24 protein-coding genes and 4 pseudogenes are annotated in these 23,494 nt (G+C 53.3%); 15 read left to right on the top strand and 13 right to left on the bottom strand.

Annotation, left to right across the window (positions count from 1 at the left end):
• The first annotated feature begins 120 nt into the window (after positions 1-120).
• Entirely contained in the window at positions 121-798 is a 678-nt protein-coding gene (locus ABTW00_RS13075; protein WP_164092390.1) for an oligogalacturonate-specific porin KdgM family protein, read from the top strand.
• Positions 799-1,013: 215 nt separating this feature from the next.
• Positions 1,014-1,889 carry an AraC family transcriptional regulator gene (locus ABTW00_RS13070; protein WP_065357524.1) on the top strand — a complete coding sequence of 292 codons (876 nt, stop codon included), beginning with the start codon at positions 1,014-1,016 and terminating at the stop codon, positions 1,887-1,889.
• Positions 1,890-1,935: 46 nt separating this feature from the next.
• Here the strand turns inward: ABTW00_RS13070 and tpx are convergent, their stop codons facing one another.
• Entirely contained in the window at positions 1,936-2,442 is a 507-nt protein-coding gene (tpx, locus tag ABTW00_RS13065; protein ID WP_064545896.1) for a thiol peroxidase, read from the bottom strand.
• Between the two features lie 100 nt (positions 2,443-2,542).
• On the opposite strand from tpx, the gene ycjG reads away from it, so the two are divergent.
• Positions 2,543-3,508: an L-Ala-D/L-Glu epimerase gene (gene ycjG, locus ABTW00_RS13060; protein ID WP_433635955.1), complete on the top strand. Its 966-nt coding sequence runs from the start codon at positions 2,543-2,545 to the stop codon at positions 3,506-3,508.
• On the opposite strand, the gene mpaA is transcribed toward ycjG, so the two are convergent.
• Entirely contained in the window at positions 3,499-4,218 is a 720-nt protein-coding gene (mpaA, locus tag ABTW00_RS13055; RefSeq protein ID WP_064545892.1) for a murein tripeptide amidase MpaA, read from the bottom strand. The two genes, ycjG and mpaA, sit on opposite strands and share 10 nt — an antisense overlap.
• 191 nt (positions 4,219-4,409) lie before the next feature.
• On the opposite strand from mpaA, the gene ABTW00_RS13050 reads away from it, so the two are divergent.
• Complete coding sequence (locus tag ABTW00_RS13050; protein WP_433635954.1) at positions 4,410-6,026, top strand: peptide ABC transporter substrate-binding protein; 1,617 nt, start codon at positions 4,410-4,412, stop codon at positions 6,024-6,026.
• Positions 6,027-6,255: 229 nt separating this feature from the next.
• Positions 6,256-6,426: pseudogene (locus tag ABTW00_RS13045) on the top strand (Arm DNA-binding domain-containing protein); the annotation flags it as partial.
• 177 nt (positions 6,427-6,603) lie between these two features.
• Here the strand turns inward: ABTW00_RS13045 and ABTW00_RS13040 are convergent.
• Together ABTW00_RS13040 and ABTW00_RS13035 are read right to left on the bottom strand one after the other, a co-directional pair.
• Positions 6,604-7,431 (bottom strand): SDR family oxidoreductase, encoded by an 828-nt coding sequence (locus ABTW00_RS13040; RefSeq protein ID WP_065357529.1) that lies wholly within the window; start codon positions 7,429-7,431, stop codon positions 6,604-6,606.
• Between the two features lie 72 nt (positions 7,432-7,503).
• A complete protein-coding gene (locus ABTW00_RS13035) occupies positions 7,504-8,652 on the bottom strand; it encodes an iron-containing alcohol dehydrogenase (protein WP_433635951.1) in 1,149 nt (382 codons plus the stop codon).
• Between the two features lie 131 nt (positions 8,653-8,783).
• Between ABTW00_RS13035 and ABTW00_RS13030 the strand changes: the two genes are divergently transcribed.
• The 3 genes and pseudogenes from ABTW00_RS13030 to ABTW00_RS13020 all read left to right on the top strand — a co-directional run.
• The gene (locus ABTW00_RS13030) at positions 8,784-9,746 is read left to right on the top strand and encodes a LysR family transcriptional regulator (RefSeq protein ID WP_433635950.1); all 963 of its coding nucleotides are present in this window, start codon (positions 8,784-8,786) and stop codon (positions 9,744-9,746) included.
• 194 nt (positions 9,747-9,940) lie between these two features.
• Positions 9,941-10,792 carry an aldo/keto reductase gene (locus ABTW00_RS13025; protein ID WP_433635948.1) on the top strand — a complete coding sequence of 284 codons (852 nt, stop codon included), beginning with the start codon at positions 9,941-9,943 and terminating at the stop codon, positions 10,790-10,792.
• A gap of 26 nt (positions 10,793-10,818) precedes the next feature.
• A pseudogene (locus ABTW00_RS13020) lies at positions 10,819-10,989 on the top strand (aldo/keto reductase); the annotation flags it as partial.
• Here the strand turns inward: ABTW00_RS13020 and bdcA are convergent.
• Positions 10,989-11,702, bottom strand: a complete 714-nt coding sequence (bdcA, locus tag ABTW00_RS13015; RefSeq protein ID WP_433635947.1) for an SDR family oxidoreductase — start codon at positions 11,700-11,702, stop codon at positions 10,989-10,991. The pseudogene ABTW00_RS13020 and the gene bdcA overlap by 1 nt on opposite strands.
• A gap of 37 nt (positions 11,703-11,739) precedes the next feature.
• Here bdcA and ABTW00_RS13010 point away from each other — a divergent pair, with 37 nt between their 5' ends.
• Positions 11,740-12,366, top strand: a complete 627-nt coding sequence (locus tag ABTW00_RS13010) for a TetR/AcrR family transcriptional regulator (protein ID WP_077248597.1) — start codon at positions 11,740-11,742, stop codon at positions 12,364-12,366.
• Positions 12,367-12,420: 54 nt separating this feature from the next.
• Here ABTW00_RS13010 and ABTW00_RS13005 read toward each other — a convergent pair whose 3' ends face one another.
• Together ABTW00_RS13005 and ABTW00_RS13000 are read right to left on the bottom strand one after the other, a co-directional pair.
• On the bottom strand, positions 12,421-12,627 hold the full coding sequence (locus tag ABTW00_RS13005; protein ID WP_065357533.1) for a DUF1471 domain-containing protein: 207 nt from the start codon (positions 12,625-12,627) through the stop codon (positions 12,421-12,423).
• A 29-nt stretch (positions 12,628-12,656) separates the two neighbouring features.
• Positions 12,657-13,586, bottom strand: a complete 930-nt coding sequence (locus tag ABTW00_RS13000) for an aromatic alcohol reductase (protein WP_433635946.1) — start codon at positions 13,584-13,586, stop codon at positions 12,657-12,659.
• Positions 13,587-13,728: 142 nt separating this feature from the next.
• Between ABTW00_RS13000 and ABTW00_RS12995 the strand changes: the two genes are divergently transcribed.
• Positions 13,729-14,628, top strand: a complete 900-nt coding sequence (locus tag ABTW00_RS12995) for a LysR substrate-binding domain-containing protein (RefSeq protein WP_433635945.1) — start codon at positions 13,729-13,731, stop codon at positions 14,626-14,628.
• On the opposite strand, the gene ABTW00_RS12990 is transcribed toward ABTW00_RS12995, so the two are convergent.
• Complete coding sequence (locus tag ABTW00_RS12990) at positions 14,629-15,555, bottom strand: LysR family transcriptional regulator (RefSeq protein WP_065357572.1); 927 nt, start codon at positions 15,553-15,555, stop codon at positions 14,629-14,631.
• Positions 15,556-15,646: 91 nt separating this feature from the next.
• Here ABTW00_RS12990 and ABTW00_RS12985 point away from each other — a divergent pair, with 91 nt between their 5' ends.
• Both ABTW00_RS12985 and ABTW00_RS12980 read left to right on the top strand, forming a co-directional pair.
• A complete protein-coding gene (locus tag ABTW00_RS12985; RefSeq protein ID WP_065357536.1) occupies positions 15,647-16,489 on the top strand; it encodes an MBL fold metallo-hydrolase in 843 nt (280 codons plus the stop codon).
• Positions 16,489-17,400, top strand: coding sequence for an NmrA/HSCARG family protein (locus ABTW00_RS12980; protein ID WP_433641036.1), 912 nt, complete (start codon positions 16,489-16,491; stop codon positions 17,398-17,400). Before ABTW00_RS12985 ends, ABTW00_RS12980 begins: the two co-directional genes overlap by 1 nt.
• 40 nt (positions 17,401-17,440) lie before the next feature.
• Here ABTW00_RS12980 and ABTW00_RS12975 read toward each other — a convergent pair whose 3' ends face one another.
• Complete coding sequence (locus ABTW00_RS12975; RefSeq protein ID WP_433635943.1) at positions 17,441-18,346, bottom strand: SDR family oxidoreductase; 906 nt, start codon at positions 18,344-18,346, stop codon at positions 17,441-17,443.
• A gap of 100 nt (positions 18,347-18,446) precedes the next feature.
• Here ABTW00_RS12975 and ABTW00_RS12970 point away from each other — a divergent pair, with 100 nt between their 5' ends.
• Positions 18,447-19,313, top strand: coding sequence for a helix-turn-helix transcriptional regulator (locus tag ABTW00_RS12970; protein ID WP_271447730.1), 867 nt, complete (start codon positions 18,447-18,449; stop codon positions 19,311-19,313).
• A 4-nt stretch (positions 19,314-19,317) separates the two neighbouring features.
• Here the strand turns inward: ABTW00_RS12970 and ABTW00_RS12965 are convergent.
• Both ABTW00_RS12965 and ABTW00_RS12960 read right to left on the bottom strand, forming a co-directional pair.
• A pseudogene (locus ABTW00_RS12965) lies at positions 19,318-19,515 on the bottom strand (3-oxoacyl-ACP reductase); the annotation flags it as partial.
• 51 nt (positions 19,516-19,566) lie between these two features.
• Positions 19,567-19,953, bottom strand: coding sequence for a VOC family protein (locus ABTW00_RS12960; protein WP_433635941.1), 387 nt, complete (start codon positions 19,951-19,953; stop codon positions 19,567-19,569).
• A 100-nt stretch (positions 19,954-20,053) separates the two neighbouring features.
• Between ABTW00_RS12960 and ABTW00_RS12955 the strand changes: the two are divergent.
• Positions 20,054-20,814: pseudogene (locus ABTW00_RS12955) on the top strand (SDR family NAD(P)-dependent oxidoreductase).
• A 318-nt stretch (positions 20,815-21,132) separates the two neighbouring features.
• On the opposite strand, the gene ABTW00_RS12950 reads toward ABTW00_RS12955, so the two are convergent.
• The gene (locus tag ABTW00_RS12950; RefSeq protein ID WP_433635940.1) at positions 21,133-21,888 is read right to left on the bottom strand and encodes an SDR family NAD(P)-dependent oxidoreductase; all 756 of its coding nucleotides are present in this window, start codon (positions 21,886-21,888) and stop codon (positions 21,133-21,135) included.
• Positions 21,889-22,045: 157 nt separating this feature from the next.
• Here ABTW00_RS12950 and ABTW00_RS12945 point away from each other — a divergent pair, with 157 nt between their 5' ends.
• Positions 22,046-22,948: an AraC family transcriptional regulator gene (locus ABTW00_RS12945; protein ID WP_433635938.1), complete on the top strand. Its 903-nt coding sequence runs from the start codon at positions 22,046-22,048 to the stop codon at positions 22,946-22,948.
• On the opposite strand, the gene ABTW00_RS12940 is transcribed toward ABTW00_RS12945, so the two are convergent.
• On the bottom strand, positions 22,917-23,459 hold the full coding sequence (locus ABTW00_RS12940) for a TetR/AcrR family transcriptional regulator (RefSeq protein ID WP_433635937.1): 543 nt from the start codon (positions 23,457-23,459) through the stop codon (positions 22,917-22,919). The genes ABTW00_RS12945 and ABTW00_RS12940 overlap by 32 nt on opposite strands.
• Positions 23,460-23,494: the final 35 nt, after the last annotated feature.

Raw genomic sequence — 23,494 nt, 5'->3', positions numbered from 1 at the left:
TTTAATTGCCCTGTCCGGGGCAATTAAAAATACATTATTAATATAAATCTATTTATTTAATCCTTCACTGGAGTCTTGTCTATGTTTTTTTTAAGGAAAAATACGCTACTGGCGGCATGTATGTTGCTGGCGCTTTCTTCTACTGCACGTGCGGTACAGTTCGATGTTCGCGGCGGTTATAATATTGGTAATCACAGCTATGAATCCCGATTTAAAGTCAGCGATAGTTGGCAGAATGGCTGGTGGGCCAGCATGGAGACGGATAACAATAACGGTTCGCCGTCCGTGGACGATATGACCACATCTTATAATGAAATGGAAACGAACTATACCTGGCATATTAACGATCGTTTCGCGTTGGTGCCGGGCGGTGCTATTCACTGGAGCAATAGTGGTACCCAGCTTCGTCCCTATATTCGTCTGAATTATAAAGTAACGAATGACCTGTCGAGCGGTATCCGCTACCGTCTGGACCATCATAATTACGATATTGAAGATAATACAGGTGACACGGTACATGACAACGAGCACCGTATCGATCTGTTCCTCAGCTATAAAATTAACCCGGACTGGAATCTGATGTGGCAAGGTACGGCCTACATGCATCAGGATCCCGATCTGCAATACAATAACGGTAAACGCTGGGCAACCGAAAATGCGCTAACCATTAAATATCGCTGGAATAACTACTTTAGCCCCTATTTTGAATATGATTATCTCGATGAGCAAAGTAATTATAATGGTGAGACCGGCAAGCCAGACTCTCGAGTCAGGCTTGGGGTTACATTCAATCTTTAAATAATGCCGTCTTATTTTTTATGCCTTTAACCGGGAAGGGAGAATATTGGTCGTGGTTAAATATTGCCCCTTCATTTTTTAGATAACTGTTTCAATTTATTGAATGTGATTTGTCGCAGGGTTTGATTTATCGGAGTTAACGACAATATTGCCACCTGTCATTACAGGTATCTACGTATCACGGAATAAATACCATTTGTTTGAACAGAGGCTCTATGGCAACACCACGCGGCTATGGGAAAGATGTCACTTTGCTGGAAACCCTCGAGATTGATGAAACGGCAATCTATTTTAATCGCATGAGGAATACACCGGCAGATTATTATCATTTTCATGAATGCCCCGAGATGCTATTTATTACCCAGGGGGTGGGCATTGCCGTGGCGGAACATCAGCAGTTCACGGTAAAACCGGGGCGGCTCTTTGTGTTCCCGCCGGGAAGGGTGCATAAAGTTCATGTTGAGCAGGGAGCGCGCAATCAGTATCACCGTACCACGCTGCATTTCAACGGAACGCTGCTGGAACCTTTCTTCCGCGACTTTCCCCGGCTACAAATACTGCTGCGCCAGCTTAGCCGTTATGGCGAGAAGATTCGCATTTTCGATGTTTCGGCCATTCAGCCGATGATCGAGATGCTGTTCGAGCGTTTTGAACGGCTGACCAGCGCTAACCAGGTCACCATCAACGACAGTGCGCTGCTACTGATGCAGCTGATTAGCTTACTTCCGGAACAGGAGCTGGAAAATGCGCTGCTTTCAGATCAGAACGCCTTTTCTGCCAGCATTATCCGTTGGATTGAAGGGCACTTTCAGGGGCACTGCTCGCTGGAGGCGCTAGCCGCAGCGTCAGGTTGCTCGGAAGGGCATGCATCGCGTCGTTTTCGTCGGGAGACGGGGGGCACGTTACAGGAATATTTGATCATGCGGCGAATTCGCCACGCTTGTGAGCTGCTGGTGCATACTACGCTGTCGGTCAGGGAAGTGGGGGAACAGTCGGGATTTACGGAATATGCCTGGTTTATCACCAGTTTTCGAAAATATATGGCAAAAACACCCCTTCAATACCGCAAATCATATAGTCTAAGAGGCTGAGGGATAAGAAATTGTCCTGACCACAGCGTGGGTCAGGACAACGGTATTACGCTTTCAGTGCTGCCAGTGCCGCATCGTAATCCGGTTCGTTGGTGATTTCGTTCACCAGCTCGCTGTACACGACGTTGTCGTTTTCATCGATAACGACGACGGCACGCGCCGCCAGGCCTTTCAGCGCGCCATCAGCAATGCCGACGCCGTAGGTCTGCAGGAATTCCGGCGCACGCAGGGTGGACAGAGTCACCACGTTGCTCAGGCCTTCTGCGCCGCAGAAGCGAGACTGGGCGAACGGCAGGTCAGCGGATACGCACAGAACGACGGTATTCGCCAGTTCACCCGCCAGCTGGTTGAATTTACGCACGGATGCCGCGCAAACGCCGGTATCGATGCTCGGGAAAATGTTCAGAACTTTACGTTTGCCGGCGAACTGGCCGAGGGTGACGTCCGACAGATCTTTTGCCACCAGCGTAAACGGTTGAGCTTTATCGCCCGCCTGTGGGATAGAACCTTGAACAGCAACGGGATTGCCCTGGAAATGTACGGTTTGCGACATGATTATCTTCCTGTTTACATATAGTTAACGTCGACCCTAGTGTATGACAACAGGCGTTAACACGGCAAACCCTATTTATGCCTGAATGAAAGGAGCCAGAATGAGAAAGCTGCGAGTGTTTGAAGAGGCCTGGCCGCTGCATACGCCGTTTGTCATTGCGCGCGGTAGCCGCAGCGAAGCAAAGGTCGTGGTGGTCGAGCTGGAGCAAGATGGCATCAAAGGCATTGGCGAGTGCACGCCTTATCCACGCTATGGCGAGAGCATCGCTTCGGTGATGGCGCAGATTATGGCGATTGGCGAGCAGCTGGAGCACGGCATCACGCGCGAGCAGCTCAATCATCTGCTACCGGCAGGGGCGGCACGCAATGCGGTCGACTGTGCGCTCTGGAATCTGGAAACCGCGCTCACTGGAAGTGACGTTGTCACTCAATTGGGCGTCACGCTGCCGGAGACAATCACGACGGCGCAAACGGTCGTCATCGGCACGCCGGAACAGATGGCAGCCAGTGCGCGGGCATTGTTTGAAAGCGGTGCCCGGCTGCTAAAGGTGAAGCTTGATAACCACTTTATTTGCGAGCGGATGGTGGCGATTCGTGAGGCGGCACCGGGGGCCACGCTGATAGTCGATGCGAACGAATCCTGGCGTAGCGACGGCCTGGCCGCACGCTGTCAGCTATTGGCCGATCTCAACGTGGCGATGCTCGAGCAGCCGTTACCGGTGGGCGAAGATGAGGCTCTGGATAACTTTATTCATCCGTTGCCAATCTGCGCGGATGAAAGTTGTCATACCCGTGAAGATCTGCCGGCGCTACGCGGACGCTATGACATGGTCAATATCAAGCTGGATAAAACCGGCGGGCTCAGCGAGGCGCTGGCGCTGGCTGCGGAAGCCAAAGCGCAAGGGTTCGCGTTGATGCTGGGTTGTATGCTGTGTACTTCTCGCGCCATTGCCGCCGCGCTGCCGTTGGCGCCGCAGGTGCGTTTTGCCGATCTCGACGGTCCAACGTGGCTGGCCGCTGACGCGCAGCCAGCTTTACGCTTTACCTGTGGAGCGCTTCATTTGTGATGCGCCGACTGCCAGTGCAGCAACCCTGTCATCGCTGACAGGTAGCGCTCGCTGGCCTCGTCCGATGAGATTGCCGGAAACTCAGCGGTAATGCAGTGCAGGCCGATATCGTTGCACCAACTGCCGAACGAGCCGGGCGTTTCGTAGCCGACGCTGCTGACCAGCGGTAGCGTGAACGCGTCCGCCAGCCATTGTCCCAGCTCGCTGTCGCGGGCGTCTTCAATACAAGCCAGCGGGTCATGGAACGACACCACCCATGCCGGGGTTATCTGATGAATGAGCTGACACAGCGCGCGGCTTTCCGGTTCAGAACCGGGCCGGCTACCGGTCAGCAATACCACATCGCGCTGCTCGGCCGCGCTGTTCCAGCGATAGACCGTTTCACCGGCTTTCCAGTTGGCCGAGGGAAAGTTGCGATTAAGATCCACGCCGTTGGCGTTCGCGCGCAGCCCCAGTTGGCAGCCATCCGGGTTAACGGCCAGTATTACGTGATGACGCCGTAGCTCCGGTGCCAGCGTGCGCAACGCGCAGGAGAGGGTGACCACCGAGGCGTTTTCATCACCGTGCGTACCGGCAATGATTAAGCCGCTCTGCGGACCGGCCAGCGGCGCGGGAAACCAGATAAGCGGCGCGCCTAACAGTGAACGACCGTAGTGCTGTGTCCCGGGCGGGAAAGCGCCGCGCTGGGCGCGGGGGCGGGTAGCTGACATAGGTGAGTCCTGATACACAAAGAGGATAATGAGCAGTGTTGTGCAAAAATCGCCGCGAATCAAATAGTTTCCCTTATGGATATTGCTGGGGATATATCAAGTTTATGTGACATGCTGTTTGCAATTAACGTGAGTGAAACAAATAATATTTTCATCGAGTTGTGTGGATTGACCTATTTTAAGGGGATGACATGAAGTTACCGTTCACCTTGACCTGTTGCGCCGTCTTGCTTTCAGGTCTGAGTTCTCTCGCCGTCGCGGCCGACGTTCCCGCCGGAACGGTGCTGGCAAAGCAGCAAGAGCTGGTTCGCCACATCAAAGATGAACCCGCTTCATTAGATCCCGCGAAGGCGGTGGGGCTGCCGGAAATTCAGGTGATTCGCGATCTGTTTGAAGGCCTGGTGAATCAGGATGCCAACGGCAATATCATTCCGGGCGTTGCCACCCGCTGGCAGACCAACGATCAGAAAATCTGGACGTTTACCCTTCGCAACGACGCCAAATGGTCGGACGGCACGCCGGTGACGGCGCAGGATTTCGTCTACAGCTGGCAGCGTCTGGTTGACCCGAAAACCACCTCGCCGTTTGCCTGGTTTGCGGCGTTAGCGGGCATCACGAATGCGCAGGATATTATTGATGGCAAAGCCAAGCCCGAAACTCTGGGCGTAACAGCCGTGGACGCGCATACGCTGCGGGTCCAGCTCGATAAGCCGCTGCCGTGGTTCGTGAATCTAACGGCTAACTTCTCGCTCTATCCGGTGAATAAAACCGTTGTCGAAAGTGATAAAAACTGGACGCGTCCGGGGAAACTGGTGGGTAACGGCGCCTATGTTCTGGCCGACCGTATCGTGAATGAAAAGCTGGTGGCGGTGCCGAACAAGTACTACTGGGATAACGCGAAAACGGTGATTCAGAAAGTCACCTTTATGCCGATTAACCAGGAGTCTGCGGCCACCAAACGCTATCAGGCCGGAGATATCGATATCACGGAGTCGTTTGCGAAAAACCAGTACCAGAAGCTCAAAAAAGAGCTGCCGGGACAGGTCTTCACGCCTGCGCAGCTGGGCACCTATTACTACGCCTTTAACACCCAAAAAGGCCCAACCGCTGATGCGCGTGTGCGTCTGGCGCTCAGTATGAGCATCGATCGTCGTATCATCGCTGAGAAGGTGCTGGGGACGGGGGAAAAGCCGGCGTGGCGCTTTACGCCGGATGTGACCGCAGGCTTTAAACCACAACCGTCGGCGCTGGAAGAGAGCAGCCAGGCGGAGCTGAACGCGCAGGCGAAAATGTTGCTGCAAGCGGCAGGCTATGGCCCGAATCGTCCGCTGAAGCTGACGCTGCTGTACAACACCCAGGAAGTGCACCAGAAGATTGCTATCGCCGTGGCGTCGATGTGGAAGAAAAATCTGGGCGTCGACGTGAAGCTGCAAAACCAGGAGTGGAAAACCTATATCGATAGCCGCAATACCGGCAACTTCGATGTGATTCGCGCTTCGTGGGTGGGCGATTACAATGAACCGTCTACTTTCCTGTCGCTGCTGACCTCGACTAACAGCGGCAACATTGCGCGCTTTAACGATCCTGCCTATGACAAAGTGATCCGTCAGGCGAGCCTGGAAAACACCGCCGAGGCGCGTAACGCCGACTACAACGCCGCGGAAAAAATCCTCGCCGAAAAAGCACCGATTGCGCCCATCTACCAGTATACCAACGGTCGCTTAATCAACCCGTGGGTGAAAGGATACCCGATCACCAATCCGGAAGACGTGGCGTATACGCATACGATGTATATTGTGAAGCACTAATGCGTACTGATCTCTTGCTAACATCAGGCAACCATTGCTAAACCCATAGCTGGCGCGGATTGCAGCGCCAGTTTCTCCTTCTGACCATCTCTCGCCACGCCACAGCAGAAAGCATCACTTTTCTGACGGTATTTTTGACGTATTCAACGAAAAGCGGTTGCGGTAAATTGCGGATTTTACCGTCACACCTTCCCTGAAATGACGGTAGATTTGAGCAGAGGATACCGTCATGCTGACTGATGCTAAGCTTAAGTATCTGAAAAACAGAGAGAAAAAAGACAAGATTGCAGGCCGTGACGGTCTGTATCTTTTGGTTACGCCAGCGGGTTCGGTGACATTTCGGTACGATTACCGAATCAATAATCGTCTGACTATCGGGGGGTATGGTTCTGGAGGCGTCAAAACAGGGAAAGTGTCTGGCGGAGTGGCGGACAGGGGAACAAAGAATTGAAACAGCGATGAAAAGATTTCTACTATGAATAAGCGGACGGTCGCGACAGTTGATGGCCGAACGAGACATCCCGTGATGTCTCGTTCGGCCACTCAGAATGAAGTTTTTTATGTAAACAAAAACGATTCAGGGGCGGAGTTCTCCGTACTTATAAGAGGCCGTCACGCCACCATCAATCAGAATATCGCTGCCGCTGATGTACGTTCCCGCTGGCCCGAACAGAAACTCGGCTAACGCGCCAATCTCATCCGGCGTTCCGCCGCGCCCGGCAGGTGACTTTTCAAGCATGTTTCGGTAAAAATCGCCACGTTCAGCGCTTGTCAGTTCATCGTAGGCCAGAGGGGTGAAAACAATTCCCGCGCTGATACAGTTGATGCGAGCCCCGCGTTTCCCCCATTTTACGGCCTCAGCCATCACCCGCAGCGCATTCCCGCGTTTAGAGATTTGATAGGCATACAGGCTGTCATCAATTTCTTTAACCAGCGGCAGTTCCAGCAATGCCTCCGGTGACAGGGTTGCCAGCGCATCAGCCTGTGCCTGTGAAAGCGCATCAATATTCAGGCGGTGGCTGGACTGAGAGCCAATCACCACGGCGGAGCCACCCGGTGCAATGACTTTTCCGAACTCTTCAAATACCACCGCAGTGCCATACAGATCCACACGCAGAATATCCTGTGCTTTGGCCTGTGAAGGGGATAAGCCTGCCGTGTTGATTACCCCTTTAATTTCGCCATGTCGGGTCGCTATTTCGACTAAATCCTGTATGGATTTTCGGCAAGCGACATCGACAATTGCGGTACTGACCGTGAAACCGGCGCGGGTCAGGGTGTTTTCAGCTTGCTGGGTATTTTCGGATTTGATATCTGCCAGCAAAATATGCTTACCCACGCCGACTCTTCGCGCAATCGCCTGGGCAATGGCCCCACTGCCAATAACAACAATGACTTCTTTCATGCAAAATACCTCAATGTCATGGGCGAATGTGCGCCGTGCTCTTTCGCCGGCACACACCTTTGCGGTTTAGTGTTATAACGCCAGTTTAAGAATGGTAGTCAGCGTTTCCTGAGTATAGGTATCCGCCAGGCCAAACCAGCGGGTATTTCCTTTCAGGTTTTCCAGTATGGCTGGCATATCGGCCTCTGTAATGCCTAACTGCGACAGACGGGTTGGTGTGCCAATTTTATCGAACCATGCTTCAAGCGCGGCAATGCCTTCTTCTGCGGTTCCTTTACCAAATAGCGTCCGGGCAAAGCGCGCAAACTGCGCCGGATTTTGGCTGTGATACCACTTCATCCATGCAGGCATGACTACCGACAATCCCGCCCCGTGCGGGACGTTAAACACCGCGGAAAGCGAGTGTTCAATCATGTGGTTAGGGTAGCTAAAGCCTGATGTCCCGGCATACGTCAGCCCATTTAGCGCCAGCGTGGATGCCCAGGCAAATTCGGCGCGGGCGTCGTAATCTCCCGGATCTTTTAACAACATTTCTGTTGTCTCCAGTACGGTGGCAATCACTGACTCAACCAGACGCGACTGAATTTTTGGTTGTACCGCTGCGGTGAAATAGCCTTCAATCGAATGGGCGATAATGTCGGCGGCGGAATAGACCAGATAATCACGGGAAACGGTCTGCATCAGCGCCGGATTGACGACAGAGACCTTCGGAAATGTATGTACAGATTGAAGAGCAAACTTCTCCCGGGTCACGTCATTGGTGATAACGGCGCCGCTGTTCATTTCGCTGCCGGTTGCTGCAAGCGTCATAATCGAAAACACCGGTAACGCCGCATTGATCTGCCCTTTACCAATAAACAGATCCCAGACATCCTCCTCATACAGGGTACCTGCCGCAATGGATTTGGCGCTATCAAGCACCGAGCCGCCGCCCACGCTCAACACCGCATCAACCTGATGTTCTCGCGCCGCCTGAATACCTTCCCGGACCTTAGAGAGTAACGGGTTACTAACAATGCCGCCAAACTCAACATAGCGGATCCCATGCTGCGTCAGGCTCTGGCTAATCGTCGCAAACAAGCCATCGTGTTTGATGCGCTCGCTGCCATAAGCCAGCAGGACATTTTTGACGTTATGTTCAGCCAGAATCTGGCCAATAAGCTTTTCTTTGTCTGAGCCGAACTCAATACGGGTCGGATTATAAAAACTGAAGTTATCCATCTCACTGCCTCTCTGAAATTAGGTCCGATATTTGCGAAGTGCCACTACTATAAGAAAATTATTTACAACCAACTAGACGGTAACTGGATGGATCAGTTACAACTAAATGATGTAAATAAGTGGAGGCGACCATGATTAATGAATTGCGCTCTATGACGACGTTTGTCCGTACGGTTGAGCTGGGAAGCCTGAGTAAAGCCGCAGATGCTCAGCAGATATCACCCCAGGCGGCGAGCAAGGCCTTAAAACAACTGGAAACGCATCTGGGGGTGAGGTTGTTCCACCGTACCACGCGAAATATGTCATTAACGGAGGAGGGACAACGTTTCTTTGAAGCGGCAAAACCGGCATTAATGGGGCTGCAACAGGCGCTGGCGACGGTACAACAGACGCGCGAGGAGTTTGCCGGACCGCTACGTATCGTCGGCCCCCGTTCAGTTGTTCAGCAGGTTATTAAGCCCGTGCTGATTGAATACAGCCGGCTCTACCCGGAGGTTCAGCCCGATGTGCAACTTGATGACGGGATAACTAACTGGGTTGAGAAGCGAGTGGATGTCGGTTTTCGTATCAGCGTTTCGCCGCAGGAAGGGCTGATTGCCCGTCGCTTGTTCCCCCTACAGTTGATCATTTGTGCTTCGCCAGCCTATTTGCGTAAATATGGCGTACCGAAAACGTTGCACGATCTCAGTGCCCACCGGTGTAGCGTGTTTCGCCATGCCGCAACCGGGCGCCTGATCCCCTGGACAGTGAAATCCGGGGACAATGTGCAGGATCATCATGTTAACCCTGCCATGTCGACCAATGATGAGATGCTGGAGTTACATGCTGTATTGATGGGAGAGGTCATTGCGCAACTGGCTGGGCCGACGGCGGCGCAATATATCCGGACGGGCCAGCTTGTTCCGTTGTTGCCTGAGACTATCGCCGATATTCATGGCTTGTTTTTATATTACGGGAGTCGCGTCGCACAACCGCTCAGGGTTCGCCGCTTTATCGACCTTGCGATTGAACGTTTAGCCAACAGGCAGGACGTTGTGTTATCAGCAGAGGAAATCAGCCTTGCGCATATTCAGGGGACGTCAGGATACTCATAGCTATCCAACGTCATGCGCTGAAAAGCAAAATGCTGGTTTTATAGTGCAGTTGTATGGGTTAAGCGACATCTGGTTACCTGACATAGCGGTGTAATTAATGAATTTTTGTAATAGGCCCTAGTCGATTACCCTACCTGATAAAATAACTCACTTCGCGTTATGCTTTTTCTGAACAACAGCCAAAGGATAACGTGATGCAAACTGTAAAACTGAACAACGGTATTGAAATGCCCCTGCTGGGCTTTGGTGTGTTTCAGATGACGGATGCCGCCGAATGTGAAAGAGCCGTTATCGATGCCATCGATACGGGATACCGCCTGATCGATACCGCCGCGTCTTACCAGAATGAAACCCAGGTCGGCAACGCACTGAAACAGACCGGCATTGCCCGTGACGAACTCTTTGTAACGACCAAGCTATGGCTGCAGGACACTCATTACGAAGGCGCTAAAGCACAGTTCGAACGCTCTCTGAATCGACTGCAACTTGATTATGTTGACCTGTACCTGATTCACCAGCCTTACGGTGATGTCCATGGGGCATGGCGTGCCATGGAAGAATTGCATCAGGCAGGCAAAATTCGCGCTATTGGCGTCAGTAATTTTCATCCTGACCGACTGGCCGATCTCATTGCCTTCAACCACGTTGCCCCGGCGGTAAATCAGATTGAAGTTAACCCCTTCAACCAACAGCTGCATCCCGTGCCGTGGATGCAAAGCCGGGGTATTCAGCCGGAAGCTTGGGCACCTTTTGCAGAAGGTAAAAATGGTCTGTTTGAGCATCCCATATTAACGGCGATTGGCCAGAAGTACGGTAAAAGCGTGGGGCAGGTTGTGCTGCGGTGGATTTTCCAGCGAGGCATTGTTTCGCTGGCAAAAACAGTGCGAAAAGAACGCATGGAAGAGAACATCAACATTCTCGATTTCGAACTGAGTGATGAAGATATGTTGCAGATTACCGCTATCGATACCGCAACAAGTGCTTTCTTCTCACACCGCGATCCTGCCAGAGTTGAATGGTTGGCCGGTCGCAAACTGGACGTTTAAGACGCGATAAAAGAGGCAATTAATCAATGCAAAAACGTTACCTGGGTCAATCAGGAGTCGAAGTGTCCGCGCTTGGGGTTGGTTGCATGGGCTAAAGCCCGGCGACAGATAGGCGTCAGGCTACCGAACGTATTCACGCCGCGGTTGAACGTGGCGTCACCTTCTTTGATACCGCCGAAGTGTATGGCCCCTTCCTTTATGCGCCAAACGCACCGTCGATGGTGTGCATGGCGCCTGTCACAAATGACGTTTCCGGGCCTGCCAGCCATGCTACCATGCCCGCCACCTCTTCAGGTCTTCCATGACGTTTGATGGCCATAAAACTGTGCATCAGTTCTTTCATCGGGCCGCTTTCCGGATTGGCATCGGTATCGATAGGACCGGGTTGCACAACGTTGACGGTAATCCCTCGTGGACCAAAGTCACGCGCTAAGCCGCGGGCAAGGCCCTGCAGAGCTGATTTGCTGACAGCATAAGAGGCCATTCCCGGGAGCGGCATGCGATCGCCATTCACTGAGCCAATAACAATAATACGCCCACCCTCCGGCATATTCCGCGCCGCTTCTACCGCAGCATGGTAGGGAGCGTGGATATTGATGCGGAATAAACGATCGATGGCATCGCTATCCTGCTCCAGCGCATCGCCGAAGATGCCGATGCCAGCGTTGATGACCAGAACATCCAGTGGTCCGCTGTCTCGTACCCGCGTTATCACCGCATCACGGTCGGCGCTGTCTGTCAGGACTGCGGTGCTTCCGGTCTCTGCTGACAGTTGCCTGGCGGCTTCAGGCGAGCCGGCGTAGCTGAAAATGACCGATGCGCCATCGGCGGCAAAGCGTCGCACGATAGCCGCGCCAATGCCACGACTTCCCCCCAGTACCAGTACAGATTTCTTATGAAATGCAGCCATAACACTCCCCTCATGATATTGTAGTGAGGATTACAATATGCTTCGGCAGTTCGTGCCGTCAAGGAATAATGTAGTGACTACTACAAAAAATAATCGAACCCCAGGACGACCTCGTCGGTTTGATCCAGAGCAGGCCGTGGAAACGGCGCAACATCTTTTTCATTCACGCGGTTATGATGCGGTGAGCGTGGCTGACCTGACAAAAGCGTTCGGTATCAATCCCCCGAGTTTCTATGCCGCATTTGGCAGCAAACTTGGACTGTATGCACGTGTATTGGAGCGCTATAGCCACACTGGCGCGATCCCTTTTACGTCGCTTTTGCGTAACGATCGTCCGGTGACTGAATGTTTGATAGACGTTCTGAACGAGGCGGCAAGACGCTATGTTGCCGATCGGACCGCTGCCGGATGTCTGGTGCTGGAAGGCATCCATTGCAACGATCACGAGGCTCGCGAGGCGGCGTGTGCGCTGCATATTGCCGCTGAAAATATCATTCGGGATTATATTGCCAGGCAATATCCGCAGGACGCGGTTCGGTTAACTGACTTTATGAGCACGCTGATGTCTGGCCTTTCCGCGAAAGCGCGGGCGGGGGATAGTCTGGAACGTTTACAGGAAACGGTACGTCTTGCAGGACTGGCGTTAAAGCAAATCGTTGAATAGCGATATGCGCGTTGAAAAATACATGAGGGGGCGGTTCTGCCCCCCGGTTATTTATTATGGTGTAATTTCTGCCGTAATATGAACTTTATTGCCCATCCGCGCTTCAATTATTTTATAGGATTGACCGCCTTCCTTCTGTACCCATTGGCGAATTTTGCTTTCCGCGTTATCAAGCGTATCGCCGGTTGCGGTGACGGTTTGAGCATATACGGAAAATGGCGGGAGAAAATAAACCAATAAAAGCGGTATGAGGGTTTTCATAGTACTAGCCTCCTGAAGCGGCAGGTCAATTAAATAACGGTTTTAAGCCACGATTCAATATTTTGAGTTGGCATATTATTCTGTACATTCCAGGTGTTATTCATCGGCCACCACATGCCGTCTCCTCGGGCGAAGGCCGTGCGATAGCAAAGCATCTGGTCATCCGGATTTAAATGCAGTGCATCCATTAGCGCGGGTAGGGGCAATACATCTTTGGTGAAGGTTTGATTTGTCACGCGTTCGACGGTTTCCGCCAGTTTTTCGTATGATGTCGTTTCACCCGCGATAAATATCACTTCATTTACGATTCTCGGCTGATGCAAATAAATTTCGGTGGTGAGGCGACCAATATCCGCAGGTGATGTCACGGTAACCTGTGTTTCCCATCCTCCGAGCGCATGGATGGTTTTTTCGGATAAATTCACCACATCAAATGCCGGTTCGAAGAGAAAACTGGTAAACATGCCGGTTGAAACAATGACCCATTCCGTCGCCTTCTGTTCCCGCAGTAGCGTTCTGACATCATACTGCTCGTCCCAGACGGGCTGACCGCTACCTTTGCCCACCACATCGTAATTCACGCCAAACTGCCAGGGAAAATAGCGTCTAACGCCAGCCTCCAGTACCGCGCGGGTAATCTTTATCTGTGTTCCCGCGCCAGCGACAAACCCCATGCAGTTGATAACGGTATCAAAATCCGCGAAGTGGTTTTTTAACACGTCAATTGTGCTGGCAGCGACATCGACAGAGATAAATTTTGCCCCTGTATCAGCCAGTTTTTGATGAATATCAGACTGCAGGTTGCCTTGTTTATCCCGAGAATCGGGCGACACGATAACCGAAACGGCACCATTGTGTTGGGTGACCGCTGGAATCAGATACTTCAACACGGCAGCCCCCAGTTGTCCTGCGCCAAGCACTAATATTTTTTCACCCGTTGTAATATCACGTTCTTTCATATTGTTCTCCACTCTGTTAAATCGCCTGTTTGCTGCGAGTAGAGAAAGGTTATGTCAGTGAAACGCATTCGATAAGACGACGAATGCAGGTTAGACTGTTCGCATAAATGGGATAATCAATGCGTTCAGGCAGGGGGGAAATATGGATAAGCTGGCGTCAATGCAGGTCTATGTTTGTGTGGTCGATACCCATAGTTTCGCCAGGGCGGCAGAAGTTCTTGGGCTGCCGCGCTCAACGGTATCGCGGGTCATTAAGGAGCTGGAGTCCTGGCTTGGGATTCAGCTTTTACAGCGCACCACCCGCAAACTCAGCGTAACCGCAGATGGTCGACGTTATTACGACGAGAGCAAAAGGCTTCTGGCGGATATCGCAACGATGGAATCTTCGTTTCCCGGCCGATCCGCACAGCCCAAAGGCCGTTTTAAAGTGGGGATGCCGCAGTCACTTGCCCGGCATTGTATTATCCCCAGGCTGCCGGCGTTTCTGCATCAGTATCCCGAACTGGAGTTGCGACTCTGTTCAAGCGATAACGTCGAAGACATCATTCAGGAAGGGTATGACTGTGTGATTCGCACCGGAAGGATAGAGGATTCAACGACGCTGGTCGCGCGCCCTCTTGCGAATTTTCGGTGGGTGATCCTGGCCTCGCCAGACTATATTTCCGCCTATGGTAAGCCGGATAACGTTGACAGTCTGGAAAGACATCGCGCCGTTGGCTACCTGAACCACCGCACCGGACGTACTACCGACTGGATTTTTACGCTGGATGATGGCGACTGTGCGATCCGTATGAAAGAGACGCTGATTGTTGATGATACTGACGCTTATATCCAGGCCGGAATACAAGGGTGCGGGTTGATTCGTATCGCCAGCTATCTGGTTGCGCCCTATCTGCAAAGCGGAGCGCTCGTTCTCTGTATGGAGAACTTCTCTTTTGATTTACCGCTTTCGCTGGTCTATCCGCAAAACCGCTATCTTCCTCCTTCGGTACGCGCCTTTTATGACTGGAGCAGAGCGGTGCTACACCAACATGGCGACTAATTATTGAAATTGCAGCATGGCTGTTTTTAACTGCGCCATCAGCCAGTTTAGCGCCGGGTCCTGCGCCCGGCGCTTGTGGTGCAGAATACACAGCGTGAAGGTGTGATAATTCACGGGTGTTGCGCTGGACCGTAAAGTAAAATATTGCTGCCATCGTCGGGCCAGCCCGTCGGGAACCGTGGCGAAAATCGGCATGGTGGTTAGCAGCAGAGGAAAGGTAGAAAAATTCGCCGTAACGTAACGCACACGGCGTTGTAATCCCTGGCTGGCGAGTTGTCGGTCAATTTCGCTATGGTTTGATTCGCGATACGACACCATGACGTGCTCATAAGCGATAAAGTCGTTTATCGACAATGGCCCATCGCAGGGGATCTGCTGTGGCGACCAGAGTGTGGAAACCCCCATCGTCATGACCGGTTCACTGATGACTTCACCGGTGCTCGGTTTATTCAGCGAAACCGCAATATCAATGACATCCTCCTCCAGCAACCGACGGACCTGGAAGGGATCGGCGGCGATAATATGCAGCTCCACGCCCGGAGCCTCATGGGCGATGGCGGGCAATAAATCCGGCATCAGCCAGTGCTCGCTCCAGTCGCTCATTCCTACCCGAAAGGTCTGATTTGCCGTGGCGGGCGAAAAGTCCTGTACGCCAAACATCACCGTATGCAGGTTTTCCATCAGCGGCTGCATATGAGATATCAGCGCTTCGGCGCGCGGCGTCGGCAGCATCCCTTTAGCGCTGCGCACAAATAGCGGGTCATTGAACATCTCGCGCAGCCGTTTCAGCGCCCCGCTGATGGCGGGCTGCCCAAGATGTAAAACCTCGGCGGTACGGGTGACGCTGGCCTCGCGGTATAACACCAGAAACACCGTCAGCAGATTCAAATCTACGCGGTTGAAATCATTTTCAATGATTTTCTTCATCATAATAATCAATTTGAATGTTATTCCTGCCAGAAGGATAGTGAACATCACCCTGATAAATCAACCATGCGCAGAGTGCGCGGAGGGCGTGATGAAACAGTATCGAACAGGCGACAGCGTTATTTTTAAAGTACTGGAACGTGAAATTCACATTCCGACAGCGGATTTATATCCGGACTCTTTCCTGTCAGCAGATTCAGATGAGGCTAACCAACCGGTTGCACTATCAATACATAGTTGGGTCGTCCGCACCCCCGACGATATTATTGTGATTGATACCGGGACCGGTAACGACCGCGATCGCGGGAATAATCCGTTTTATCATCAGTTAGACACACCCTATCTGGAGAACTTTCTGGCAACAGGTATCAAGCCGGAAGAGGTGACGTTGGTATTAATGACGCACCTGCATACTGACCATGTCGGCTGGAATACCGTTTGGCGTGAAAATCGTTGGGTGCCGCTGTTTCCTAATGCGCGATATATCTGTTCTGAGAAAGAGCTGATGCGGGTAAAAGACAGCGAGCGCTACCGGAATTTATGGCTCGATAGCCTGTTGCCGGTGATTGAGGCGGGACAACTGGAAACGGTTGATATTGCCGCACAGCCAGCGTTTGGCGGCAGAATACGCTACATGCCAACGCCCGGGCACAGCCCCGATCATGCGGCGTTGATACTCTCCTCATGCGGTGAATATGCTTTTTTTGCCGGGGATATTGTGCATTCGCCATTACAGTTTGCCCATCCGGAATGGAATTCGGTGTTTTGCGGCGATCGCGAACAGGCGGAAACGTCGCGACGCCGGGCGATGGCGTGGTGCACAGAGCATCATGCCCTGTGGTTTAGCGCGCATTTCGCCGGACAGTCCTGCGGCTGGCTGAGCGTCGATAAGCATGGGAACTATGGCTGGACGGAGGCGAGTGACAGTAAATGATGAATAACCGTTCTTTCATATTGGTTTTTGGCGCGACGGGCCAGCAGGGCGGTTCGGTGGCAAGAGCACTGATAAACAAAGGCTGGCCGGTGCGTGTTATGGTGCGCAATCCATCCTCTCCGGCATCACTCGCCCTTCGGGATGCCGGGGCTGAAATGGTCGCCGGGAACTTTGACGATATCGAGGCGATGAGGGGCGCAATGACAGGGGCATACGGCGTCTTCAGCGTCCAGCCCAGCTCGCCGGGAGGGACAGTGACCGACGACGATGAAGTTCGCTATGGCAAGACGATCGCCAGCCTTGCCTCCGAATGCGGCGTGCAGCATCTGGTTTATTCTTCAGGCGGTGCGGTGAGCGATCGGCCAACGGGCGTTGCGCATTTCGACACAAAAGCGGAAATTGAACGGCATATCCATACGCTGCCAATTGCTTCGACCATCGTACGACCTGCGACTTTTATGGAGCTGTTGGTCATGCCAGGTTTCGGGCTTGATGAGGGGCAATTCCACTTCTTTATGCAGCCTGATGGTGCGATGCAGGTTCTCGCGGTAGAAGACATCGGCAAGATTGTCGCCGCGATTTACGCACAGCCGGAGCGATTTAAAGGCAAAACATTTGAAATTGCCAGCGATGTGGTCACTGGCCTGCGGCTTCAGGAGTTGTTCTCAGCAGCGGCAGGGCGGCTGATTCCTTATTCTCGTTTTTCCGATGATGTGCTGACCGCGAATCCCTTCCTGCAAAAGTTGACTGCGCTGGCGGATGATGGCCGGCTGGTGGGGCATGCCTCCCTGGAGGAGATGCGGCAACTGAATCCGCAACTGCAATCCTTTGAGTCCTGGCTGGCAGGAAGCGGGCGTGGTGCTTTCGAACGGGCGCTGGCAATCTCTGCCAACTGGGAGTTTAACCGGTAAAGCCTTTACCCGGCTCCAGCTATGCGGAGCCGGGAAGGGGTTATTGCGACGATAAAAACGACGTGTAATCCATATTCTGCAAATCGTCGGTCAGGCAGGGGCCGGTGGGATGCCAGTCCAACTGTTGACGCGTCCAGGCCGATGATGCGCGTAGATTCATGGCGGCAAACATCGCAAACCAGCCAAAATGTGCTTGTGCCTCTGAAGGCGAGATTGATATCAGCGGTAGCCTGAGCTTACCGGCAACCACTTCCGCAATCTGGCGGAGAGGGACGCCTTCTTCTGCAACGCCATGGTAGCGTTTACCGTTTTCACCATGCTCCAGCACCAGTCGGTACAATCTTGCGACGTCGCTGACGTGGGCCGCCGACCAGCGGTTGTCGCCCTCACCGATGCAGGCAACTGCGCCTTTTTCCACGGCGTGTTGAATGTAATAAGTGATAAGCCCCTGACGGGTGGTGTCATGGACCTGCGGCAGACGTACGACCCGCAGATTAGTGCCCTCGGCGAGCAGGGCGTTACCCTCAATTTCGGAGGCAACCCGGGGATTCATGTTGTCCGGTTTAAATTGATCTTCCCGCGCCAGGGCCGTGTCGCCGTCATCGCCGATACCGGTGCCGGAGGTGATGATAAATGGCCGATCGCTGCCTTTTAGCGCCTGGCCGATGGCGTGGATAACCCGTTGGTCTTTTTCACAACTTTCGACGAAACGGTGAAAATCATGGTCAAACGCGGTATGAATGACGGCATCGGCGTGCTGTACTGCCGTCACTATCGACGCTGGCGCTTCCAGCGTACCGCGATGAACATCGGCCCCCGCTTTCTTCAGCGCCTGTGCGCTGTTCTCCGAGCGGGCAAGGCCGATCACCTGGTGTCCGGCTGTCAGCAGTTCTGTCAGGATGCGGGAACCAATAAATCCGCTGGCTCCGGTAAGAAATACTCGCATAGCGTACCTCCAGATTAGGGTTCCGCAACAGAGTAACGCTATAGTCATACGGTAAAAGTAGAGACATTATCAGGGTATAAACGTTAACAGGATAACGGCGATGCAAACGGCAATGCAGTCACTGGGCGATTTCCTGCGGGCGCTACGTTTGCGCCTCGATCCCACCGCGTTTGGCTTTGTTGCCGGCAGACGGCGTACGTCCGGATTGCGCCGCGAAGAGGTCGCACAACTCGCCTGTATCAGCCCGACCTGGTACACCTGGCTTGAACAGGGGCGCGGCGGCGCACCGTCGCGGGAAGTGCTTAATCGTATTGCCAGCGGGCTGCGTCTGACTTCCCTCGAACGCGAACACCTGTTTATTTTGGCGTTTGGCCATCCACCCGACGCGAAATTCACCATTTCTGCCGATGTTACGCCGCGTTTACAGCGGGTTTTGGATACGCTCACCATCCCGGCGATCGTCAAAACTGTGACCTGGGATGTGATTGCCTGGAATCACCCCGCTGCATGCGTATTAACGGATTACGGGCAACTGCCGCGGGAGGAACGTAATGTTCTACGCCGAATGTTTACCGATCCTGATGTACGCCGCGCGCAGAGTGACTGGCAAGCGATGGCGCGGCTGGTGGTTAACGCTTTTCGAGCCGACGTCGCGCGGGCAGGGCAATCTGCGGAGATCGACAGTCTGGTGACGGAGCTTTCGCAACGAAGCCCTGAATTTGACGCCTGGTGGCGCAGCAACGACGTCACCAGCCACGGTGAAGGGGCAAAACGCATTTATCACCCGCAAGCTGGAGCGATCGATCTTGAATTTTCGACGTTTATGGTAGAGGGCCGACAGGATCTGAATATGATCGTTTTTAACCCGGTCAATGAAGAGAGCCGCCGGAAAATTGATGAGCAGGTAAGAAAATCCCTGTCAGGCGGCGGTGAATCGAACGGCCATCATGCCGTCCTTCACAAATAATTCATTACCAGGGGACGGTTCTTCCCTGGTCATCCAGATAATACAGGCCTGAACGTCCAGAGTAGTTTTCCATGATATTGACAAGAGCAGGACTGCTTTCATCAATGGTCAGAAGCGCATTGCTGCCGCCCATATCTGTCTTTACCCAGCCAGGCGCCATCAGCAGTAAGGCTCTGCGGTCGCCGCTGTGGCGGGCGGCGAAACCTGCTTTGCGGCGACGCGCTAAATGAATGCGCTGCCAGAAGAGTAAACATCAGAAGATCTCATCCGCTGGATTTTTGCTTTGATGCTCAACGTATTCGGCAATCATGCCGTCCGGGTGGCGAACCAGCATGTTCCAGCCGGTGGGGACGCGCTTCACCGTATTGATAATCGTCGCGCCGGTAGAGGGCAGGTGTTTCTCCCAGGCGGCAATGTCGTTGACCAGAAAAGTGGCCAGGGTGGCGCGAAAAGGCGCCAGGCTCTTATCGGTTCCGCCGATTAAAAGCACCGAACCCACCTGGGCCAGTTTGAGGTCGTATTCGGGATAGTCGAAGCGCAGTCTTGCCTCCTGGGCAATCAGGGTTTCATAAAAGGAAACCGTTTCGTCAAAACGACTAATCATGATGCATTGACGGGTCAGTATATTCAGAATTTTCATCATGCCTCCTTCGTTATTTCCACAGAAATAGCGTAGCAGCACAGGGGGGAGGGGATTGCTGTATCACCGTTGTTTTAACCCAAAAACGCTGAAGATTATTATGAGCAATAACGCAACAATCGCACTTGTTACCGGTGGGAGTCGTGGTTTGGGCCGTTCTACGGTAGAAGCGCTGGCTCGCCGGGGCGTCAACACTATCTTTACCTATAAAGCGAATCACGCCGAAGCCAACAAGGTTGTCGAACGGGTTAAATCTCTCGGCGCAACGGCGATTCCGCTGCAACTCAGTACGGAGGAAACGGTCACTTTCGACGCTTTTCTTGAGCAATTTAAGGTTGCGCTCAGGGAGTTGGGGGCCGATAAATTTCATTATCTTGTCAATAACGCAGGTAACTCCAGCGGGATGGGGTTTCTAAATGCCACTGAGGCGGAATTGGATGCGCTGTACAACATCCATGTGAAAGGCGTCTTTTTCCTTACGCAAAAACTGGTGCCGTTGATGGTTGATGGGGGCGGATCGTCAATATTTCATCCGGGCTTACCCGTATCGTTATGGCGAATCGCGCACCTTACGCGATTATGAAATCTGCCGTTGAAACCATGACGAAATACATGGCATTTGAGCTGGGCAGCCGCGGTATTGCGGTGAACTGTGTTGCACCGGGCGCGATTGCCACCGATTTCAGCGGTGGGGTAGTACGCGATAATCCTGAGGTCGCTACAGCCATCTCCGCCATGACGGCGCTCGGACGTCCCGGGCAGCCTGATGACATCGGCCCGATGATTGCCTCGTTGCTTTCGGAAGACCATCGTTGGGTCAACGCACAGCGTATTGAAGTCTCGGGCGGTATGCGCATATGAGCATATTCTTAATAAAATTAGATAAAGTGAAGTAGATATCTCATTCTTAGGACTGGCTTATCCGCTATCTCTGATGGGGGAGTAATGAACGAGATCACCAAACAGAAAGCTTTTTTGCCTGCGGCAAAAATGTCGGTATTAGTTTATGCAGATAAGACAAAACCATTATCAGATATGGTGTTACAGCACGAGTACATAACCAAACATTAATGCGTAGGGTTGCCTGATAATGTCAGGCAACTTGCGGCACCTCCAGCGCTGGCACGGTTTCCCGTGCCAGATTCTCTTCAATATGACCGCCGCAGCACGTTTTCCTGGTCAGATAGTTTGCCCGCCTGACACTTCAATGCGTTGCCCCGTCACCCATCGGTTGCCGTCGCCCAGCAGGCTGGCGACCATTGGCCCTATGTCGTCTGGGACACCGACCCTCCCTAGTGCGGTCATGGCGGCGAACTGTGCGTTGACATCAGCGTTATCGCGAACCAGGCCACCGCCAAAGTCGGTTTCAATCGCGCCTGGCGCGATGGTATTGACCGTGATGCCGCGCGAACCCAATTCACGCGCCAGATAAACGCTGAGCATTTCCACCGCCGCTTTTGCCGCGGCGTAGGCGGAAAAGCCGGGGTACGATACCCGGGTTAGCCCGGAGGAAAAGTTGATGATGCGTCCACCGTCTGCAAGCAGCGGCAACAGCGTCTGGATCAGAAAAAATACCCCTTTGACATGGACATCGAACAGCCCGTCGAACTGGTCTTCGGTGGTTTCGGCAATCCCGGCAAACTCGCCGTGGCCGGCGTTATTGATCAAATGATCGAACGTGTCGCGTTGCCAGACCTCGGCAAGCTGTCGCCGCAACGTTTCGGCAAATGCCGGAAATGTTGCCTTCTGCGCCATATCAAGCTGAAGCGCGATCGCTTTACGACCCAGCGATTGGATCTCCGCGGCAACCGCTTCAGCTTCGTCGGCGTTTTTTCGGTAGGCGATGATGATATCGCCGCCCTGACGCGCGATGGAGAGGGCGGTGTTACGGCCAAGGCCACGGTTGGCACCGGTGATGAGAGCAATTTTACTCATGATGTATCCTCGATTGGGTGGAGCCTTTACCATAAGAGAGACGCGTCTGCCCACATTGCCTGATTGTTGCTATCTTTTGCCTATTCCTCTTTTCCTGATTCGCGCGGGCGCAAATTACCGCATATTATGGTTTAAAAACTTGCCTGAAAGAGTTCTTATGCACGATGCTCTGTTCGATCTCTGCCGCCGCTATGCTGACATTCACGTCGATCGTAAAGGCGTTGCCGTAACGCCAGTTCCGGGTGTGACGATTATCCGGGCTTTGCATCCTGGCGAATTGCAGGCGGCAATCAATAGACCGCTGATCGCCATGCTGCTGCAGGGGCGCAAACGTGTTGCTACCGGGAGCGAAAGTTTTGAATATGGCCCCGGCGAGGCGATGGTGATTGCCGCCGATGTCCCAACACTCAGTCAGATTACCCAGGCCAGTCTGCGTCATCCTTACTATTCTCTGGTGCTGGAACTGGACACCACCATTCTGCGTGAGCTGCAGGATGCAGTACCAGCGGAGCAGGGGAATACGCCTTATGTTGGCATCGAGCCGATAAATGCTGACGTGACGGATGCTGTCTACCGGCTGGTAAGGTTATTTGAGCAACCGGAGGTATTGCCCATTTTGGGGGACGGTCTGCGGCGAGAGCTGCATTATTGGCTACTGCGTAGCGTGCATGGTCCTGCGATTCGCGCCCTTGGCGCGGTGGATAGCCATTCCGGGCGAATTAGCCGTGCGGTAGCGATATTGCGTAAGGAGTTTGCACGCACGATAAGCGTTGAGGAGCTGGCCGGCGTGGCGGGCATGAGCGTGTCCGTGTTTCATCAGCATTTTCGCGCGGTTACCACGATTTCGCCCCTGCAATTTCAGAAGCAGCTGCGCCTGATTCACGCCCGTCGTCTTATGTTTGGTGATGGCGTGGGGATCGCAAAGGCGGCGTATACGGTGGGTTATGCCAGCGTTTCACAGTTTACCCGCGAATATGCCCGTATGTTTGGCGCCCCGCCAGGGAGAGATAAACGCATGGCGACATCCACTACCTCAGAATCGCTGCTGCAATCACGCTGAAAATCTTTTCGGCGCGCGGGGCATGCGAGGGGTGCCCGCGAAGCCAGGCGAGTGCAGCGATAAGATCAAACAACTCCGCGCCACTCAGATCGGCTCGCGCTTTGCCGGCGGCCTGAGCGCGTGCAAGGAGTGCGCTACCCGCAGCGCGTAGCGTAACGCAAGACGTGTGCAGCGCGGAATCGGGATCTTCGATGGCGCTCATCATCGGCGCAATAATGCCACGATGTTCATAGGTGAACGCAATCGTCTCCTGTAACCACAACATCAAGGCTTCTCTGGCGTCAGCCGAGGTCAGAAGGGCTTCGGCCCTGTCCCTCAGCGCATCAAAACTTGAACGCAACAGGACTTCAAGCAGCGCTTCGCGGTTCGGGAAGTGACGGTAGAGCGTACCGAGGCCAACCTCGGCTCTGCGGGCAATATCGCGCAATGACGCGTCGGCGCCTTGCTCAATGAAGACGTCGCGCGCGACGGTAATCAGGTGGTCGTAGTTTTTTCTCGCATCGGCTCGCATGAGGTCTCCTTGACAAACGGAGCAGTGCTCCATAT

It is taken from the genome of Kluyvera georgiana, from assembly GCF_050990895.1.
GTDB lineage: Bacteria > Pseudomonadota > Gammaproteobacteria > Enterobacterales > Enterobacteriaceae > Kluyvera > Kluyvera georgiana.
The sequence above is the reverse complement of the archived record's forward strand: the minus strand, read 5'-3'. Positions and strand labels throughout refer to the sequence as shown.

Coding starts and splice junctions, on each gene's coding strand:
- ABTW00_RS12950 (WP_433635940.1), bottom strand. CDS start 21,888: ATGAGTAAAATTGCTCTCATCACCGGTGCCAACCGTGGCCTTGGCCGT.
- ABTW00_RS12945 (WP_433635938.1), top strand. CDS start 22,046: ATGCACGATGCTCTGTTCGATCTCTGCCGCCGCTATGCTGACATTCAC.
- ABTW00_RS13010 (WP_077248597.1), top strand. CDS start 11,740: ATGCTTCGGCAGTTCGTGCCGTCAAGGAATAATGTAGTGACTACTACA.
- ABTW00_RS13005 (WP_065357533.1), bottom strand. CDS start 12,627: ATGAAAACCCTCATACCGCTTTTATTGGTTTATTTTCTCCCGCCATTT.
- ABTW00_RS12975 (WP_433635943.1), bottom strand. CDS start 18,346: ATGCGAGTATTTCTTACCGGAGCCAGCGGATTTATTGGTTCCCGCATC.
- ABTW00_RS13070 (WP_065357524.1), top strand. CDS start 1,014: ATGGCAACACCACGCGGCTATGGGAAAGATGTCACTTTGCTGGAAACC.
- ABTW00_RS12960 (WP_433635941.1), bottom strand. CDS start 19,953: ATGAAAATTCTGAATATACTGACCCGTCAATGCATCATGATTAGTCGT.
- ABTW00_RS13025 (WP_433635948.1), top strand. CDS start 9,941: ATGCAAACTGTAAAACTGAACAACGGTATTGAAATGCCCCTGCTGGGC.
- ABTW00_RS12970 (WP_271447730.1), top strand. CDS start 18,447: ATGCAAACGGCAATGCAGTCACTGGGCGATTTCCTGCGGGCGCTACGT.
- ABTW00_RS13000 (WP_433635946.1), bottom strand. CDS start 13,586: ATGAAAGAACGTGATATTACAACGGGTGAAAAAATATTAGTGCTTGGC.
- ABTW00_RS13030 (WP_433635950.1), top strand. CDS start 8,784: ATGATTAATGAATTGCGCTCTATGACGACGTTTGTCCGTACGGTTGAG.
- ABTW00_RS12980 (WP_433641036.1), top strand. CDS start 16,489: ATGAATAACCGTTCTTTCATATTGGTTTTTGGCGCGACGGGCCAGCAG.
- ABTW00_RS12990 (WP_065357572.1), bottom strand. CDS start 15,555: ATGAAGAAAATCATTGAAAATGATTTCAACCGCGTAGATTTGAATCTG.
- ycjG (WP_433635955.1), top strand. CDS start 2,543: ATGAGAAAGCTGCGAGTGTTTGAAGAGGCCTGGCCGCTGCATACGCCG.
- ABTW00_RS12995 (WP_433635945.1), top strand. CDS start 13,729: ATGGATAAGCTGGCGTCAATGCAGGTCTATGTTTGTGTGGTCGATACC.
- ABTW00_RS13050 (WP_433635954.1), top strand. CDS start 4,410: ATGAAGTTACCGTTCACCTTGACCTGTTGCGCCGTCTTGCTTTCAGGT.
- tpx (WP_064545896.1), bottom strand. CDS start 2,442: ATGTCGCAAACCGTACATTTCCAGGGCAATCCCGTTGCTGTTCAAGGT.
- ABTW00_RS12985 (WP_065357536.1), top strand. CDS start 15,647: ATGAAACAGTATCGAACAGGCGACAGCGTTATTTTTAAAGTACTGGAA.
- ABTW00_RS13035 (WP_433635951.1), bottom strand. CDS start 8,652: ATGGATAACTTCAGTTTTTATAATCCGACCCGTATTGAGTTCGGCTCA.
- ABTW00_RS12940 (WP_433635937.1), bottom strand. CDS start 23,459: ATGCGAGCCGATGCGAGAAAAAACTACGACCACCTGATTACCGTCGCG.
- bdcA (WP_433635947.1), bottom strand. CDS start 11,702: ATGGCTGCATTTCATAAGAAATCTGTACTGGTACTGGGGGGAAGTCGT.
- ABTW00_RS13040 (WP_065357529.1), bottom strand. CDS start 7,431: ATGAAAGAAGTCATTGTTGTTATTGGCAGTGGGGCCATTGCCCAGGCG.
- ABTW00_RS13075 (WP_164092390.1), top strand. CDS start 121: ATGTTGCTGGCGCTTTCTTCTACTGCACGTGCGGTACAGTTCGATGTT.
- mpaA (WP_064545892.1), bottom strand. CDS start 4,218: ATGTCAGCTACCCGCCCCCGCGCCCAGCGCGGCGCTTTCCCGCCCGGG.